Origin of the sequence: Massilia solisilvae, from assembly GCF_024753215.1 — a bacterium.
Classification (GTDB): domain Bacteria; phylum Pseudomonadota; class Gammaproteobacteria; order Burkholderiales; family Burkholderiaceae_D; genus Telluria; species Telluria solisilvae.
Genome location: NZ_JANUGV010000016.1, coordinates 1 through 4,886 on the forward strand (window position 1 = coordinate 1; position 4,886 = coordinate 4,886).

A 4,886-nucleotide genomic window follows, 5' to 3' on the forward strand; every position below is an offset into this window, starting at 1 on the left:
GGATGCCAGAAATGGCAAAAACAGGAATTGAACTGAAGAGTTTGATCCTGGCTCAGATTGAACGCTGGCGGCATGCTTTACACATGCAAGTCGAACGGCAGCGCGGGCTTCGGCCTGGCGGCGAGTGGCGAACGGGTGAGTAATATATCGGAACGTACCCAGAAGTGGGGGATAACGTAGCGAAAGTTACGCTAATACCGCATACGATCTACGGATGAAAGCAGGGGATCGCAAGACCTTGTGCTTTTGGAGCGGCCGATATCTGATTAGCTAGTTGGTAGGGTAATGGCCTACCAAGGCGACGATCAGTAGCTGGTCTGAGAGGACGACCAGCCACACTGGAACTGAGACACGGTCCAGACTCCTACGGGAGGCAGCAGTGGGGAATTTTGGACAATGGGGGCAACCCTGATCCAGCAATGCCGCGTGAGTGAAGAAGGCCTTCGGGTTGTAAAGCTCTTTTGTCAGGGAAGAAACGGCTGTGGCTAATATCCACGGCTAATGACGGTACCTGAAGAATAAGCACCGGCTAACTACGTGCCAGCAGCCGCGGTAATACGTAGGGTGCAAGCGTTAATCGGAATTACTGGGCGTAAAGCGTGCGCAGGCGGTTTTGTAAGTCTGACGTGAAATCCCCGGGCTTAACCTGGGAATTGCGTTGGAGACTGCAAGGCTGGAGTCTGGCAGAGGGGGGTAGAATTCCACGTGTAGCAGTGAAATGCGTAGAGATGTGGAGGAACACCGATGGCGAAGGCAGCCCCCTGGGTCAAGACTGACGCTCATGCACGAAAGCGTGGGGAGCAAACAGGATTAGATACCCTGGTAGTCCACGCCCTAAACGATGTCTACTAGTTGTCGGGTCTTAATTGACTTGGTAACGCAGCTAACGCGTGAAGTAGACCGCCTGGGGAGTACGGTCGCAAGATTAAAACTCAAAGGAATTGACGGGGACCCGCACAAGCGGTGGATGATGTGGATTAATTCGATGCAACGCGAAAAACCTTACCTACCCTTGACATGTCAGGAAGTCCGGAGAGATCTGGATGTGCCCGAAAGGGAACCTGAACACAGGTGCTGCATGGCTGTCGTCAGCTCGTGTCGTGAGATGTTGGGTTAAGTCCCGCAACGAGCGCAACCCTTGTCATTAGTTGCTACGAAAGGGCACTCTAATGAGACTGCCGGTGACAAACCGGAGGAAGGTGGGGATGACGTCAAGTCCTCATGGCCCTTATGGGTAGGGCTTCACACGTCATACAATGGTACATACAGAGGGCCGCCAACCCGCGAGGGGGAGCTAATCCCAGAAAGTGTATCGTAGTCCGGATCGTAGTCTGCAACTCGACTACGTGAAGTTGGAATCGCTAGTAATCGCGGATCAGCATGCCGCGGTGAATACGTTCCCGGGTCTTGTACACACCGCCCGTCACACCATGGGAGCGGGTTTTACCAGAAGTAGGTAGCTTAACCGCAAGGAGGGCGCTTACCACGGTAGGATTCGTGACTGGGGTGAAGTCGTAACAAGGTAGCCGTATCGGAAGGTGCGGCTGGATCACCTCCTTTCTAGAGTAGCACTGCAAGCAATGCTTGCTCATCAAGCGTCCACGCTTATCGGCTGTTGGTAAATAACGAGAACAGTTCGGGTCTGTAGCTCAGTCGGTTAGAGCACCGTGTTGATAACGCGGGGGTCGTTGGTTCGAATCCAACCAGACCCACCATGTGTTATCGGCAACACAACGGGGGATTAGCTCAGCTGGGAGAGCACCTGCTTTGCAAGCAGGGGGTCGTCGGTTCGATCCCGTCATCCTCCACCACTTCCCTTACTTAAGGTAAGCACTTTAAGTAAGTGTAGTTCTCGTTCTTTAAAAATCTGGAAGAAGTAAAGTTTTCTTTAAGCGTGTGCGAGAGCACACACTTAGGGTAGAAATCTGTAACAACAAACATAGCAACACAGCTGTACTCTTTCTCTATAACGTCCTTGTTTAGTCGCAGGGGCTAAAGTTATAGGGACAAGCGAATAAGTGCACATGGTGGATGCCTTGGCGATTACAGGCGATGAAGGACGTTGTAGCTTGCGATAAGCTGCGGGGAGTGAGCAAACACACTTTGATCCGCAGATTTCCGAATGGGGAAACCCGGCCTTTTAGGTCATCTCACACTGAATACATAGGTGTGTGAAGCGAACGCGGCGAACTGAAACATCTAAGTAGCTGCAGGAAAAGAAATCAACCGAGATTCCCAAAGTAGTGGCGAGCGAAATGGGATGAGCCGTTACGTGATAGTCGGACTGATAGTGGAAGCCTTTGGAAACAGGCGCCATAGCGGGTGATAGCCCCGTACACGAAATCAGACCGGTGGTACTAAGCGTAAGACAAGTAGGGCGGGACACGTGAAATCCTGTCTGAAGATGGGGGGACCATCCTCCAAGGCTAAATACTCGTAATCGACCGATAGTGAACCAGTACCGTGAGGGAAAGGCGAAAAGAACCCCGGGAGGGGAGTGAAATAGAACCTGAAACCGTGTGCATACAAACAGTCGGAGCCTCTTTATGGGGTGACGGCGTACCTTTTGTATAATGGGTCAGCGACTTACATTCAGTGGCGAGGTTAACCAGATAGGGGAGCCGTAGAGAAATCGAGTCCGAACAGGGCGACAGTCGCTGGGTGTAGACCCGAAACCAGATGATCTATCCATGGCCAGGATGAAGGTGCGGTAACACGCCCTGGAGGTCCGAACCCACTAGTGTTGAAAAACTAGGGGATGAGCTGTGGATAGGGGTGAAAGGCTAAACAAATCTGGAAATAGCTGGTTCTCTCCGAAAACTATTTAGGTAGTGCCTCAAGTATCACCATCGGGGGTAGAGCACTGTCATGGCTAGGGGGTCATTGCGACTTACCAAACCATTGCAAACTCCGAATACCGATGAGTGCGAGCTTGGGAGACAGACGTCGGGTGCTAACGTCCGGCGTCAAGAGGGAAACAACCCAGACCGCCAGCTAAGGTCCCAAAGATTGGCTAAGTGGAAAACGAAGTGGGAAGGCTAAAACAGTCAGGATGTTGGCTTAGAAGCAGCCATCATTTAAAGAAAGCGTAATAGCTCACTGATCGAGTCGTCCTGCGCGGAAGATGTAACGGGGCTAAGCCAGTCACCGAAGCTGCGGATATCCGCAAGGATATGGTAGGAGAGCGTTCTGTAAGCCTGCGAAGGTGTCTTGTAAAGGATGCTGGAGGTATCAGAAGTGCGAATGCTGACATGAGTAGCGATAATGGGGGTGAAAAGCCTCCACGCCGTAAGCCCAAGGTTTCCTGTTCAACGTTCATCGGAGCAGGGTGAGTCGGCCCCTAAGGCGAGGCAGAGATGCGTAGCTGATGGGAAGCAGGTTAATATTCCTGCACCGTCGTATGATGCGATGGGGGGACGGATCGCGGAAGGTTGTCTAGCTGTTGGAATAGCTAGTTCCTGGTTCATAGAAGGCGCTTAGGCAAATCCGGGCGCGTAATTCAAGGGATCGGGACGAGTGGCCTTGTGCCGCGAAGCAATCGGAAGTGGTTCCAAGAAAAGCCTCTAAGCTTCAGTCATACGAGACCGTACCGCAAACCGACACAGGTGGGCGAGATGAGTATTCTAAGGCGCTTGAGAGAACTCGGGAGAAGGAACTCGGCAAATTGGTACCGTAACTTCGGGAAAAGGTACGCCCCGGTAGCTTGACTGCTTTACTGCAGAAGGGTGAAAGGGTTGCAATAAACTGGTGGCTGCGACTGTTTAATAAAAACACAGCACTCTGCAAACACGAAAGTGGACGTATAGGGTGTGACGCCTGCCCGGTGCTGGAAGATTAAATGATGGGGTGCAAGCTCTTGATTGAAGTCCCAGTAAACGGCGGCCGTAACTATAACGGTCCTAAGGTAGCGAAATTCCTTGTCGGGTAAGTTCCGACCTGCACGAATGGCGTAACGATGGCCACACTGTCTCCTCCCGAGACTCAGCGAAGTTGAAATGTTTGTGATGATGCAATCTACCCGCGGCTAGACGGAAAGACCCCATGAACCTTTACTGTAGCTTTGCATTGGACTTTGAACCAATCTGTGTAGGATAGGTGGGAGGCTTTGAAGCGGGGACGCCAGTTCTCGTGGAGCCATCCTTGAAATACCACCCTGGTTCGTTTGAGGTTCTAACCTTGGCCCGTAATCCGGGTCGGGGACAGTGCATGGTAGGCAGTTTGACTGGGGCGGTCTCCTCCTAAACGGTAACGGAGGAGTTCGAAGGTACGCTAGGTACGGTCGGACATCGTGCTAATAGTGCAATGGCATAAGCGTGCTTAACTGCGAGACCGACAAGTCGAGCAGGTACGAAAGTAGGACATAGTGATCCGGTGGTTCTGTATGGAAGGGCCATCGCTCAACGGATAAAAGGTACTCTGGGGATAACAGGCTGATTCCTCCCAAGAGTTCATATCGACGGGGGAGTTTGGCACCTCGATGTCGGCTCATCACATCCTGGGGCTGTAGCCGGTCCCAAGGGTATGGCTGTTCGCCATTTAAAGTGGTACGTGAGCTGGGTTTAAAACGTCGTGAGACAGTTTGGTCCCTATCTGCCGTGGGCGTTGGAAATTTGAAGGGGGCTGCTCCTAGTACGAGAGGACCGGAGTGGACGAACCTCTGGTGTACCGGTTGTCACGCCAGTGGCATTGCCGGGTAGCTAAGTTCGGAAGAGATAACCGCTGAAAGCATCTAAGCGGGAAACTCGCCTTGAGATGAGATTTCCCGGAGCCTTGAGCTCCTTGAAGGGTCGTTCGAGACCAGGACGTTGATAGGTCGGGTGTGGAAGTGCAGTAATGCATTAAGCTAACCGATACTAATTGCCCGTACGGCTTGTCCCTATAACCTT

The 4,886-nt window shown here is 52.3% G+C and carries 2 tRNA genes and 2 rRNA genes; all 4 read left to right on the top strand.

The annotated features are described in order from the left end of the window. Nucleotides 1–29 precede the first annotated feature (29 nt). Nucleotides 30–1,560, top strand: a 16S ribosomal RNA gene (locus NX773_RS23355). Nucleotides 1,561–1,638: 78 nt separating this feature from the next. Next, nucleotides 1,639–1,715: transfer RNA gene (locus tag NX773_RS23360), tRNA-Ile, on the top strand. Between the two features lie 20 nt (nt 1,716–1,735). Beyond that, nucleotides 1,736–1,811 (top strand) — tRNA-Ala (locus NX773_RS23365). A 193-nt stretch (nt 1,812–2,004) separates the two neighbouring features. Beyond that, nucleotides 2,005–4,878: ribosomal RNA gene (locus NX773_RS23370) — 23S ribosomal RNA — on the top strand. The 16S and 23S rRNA genes sit together here with 2 tRNA genes alongside, the layout of an rRNA operon. The last annotated feature ends 8 nt before the right edge of the window (nt 4,879–4,886 follow it).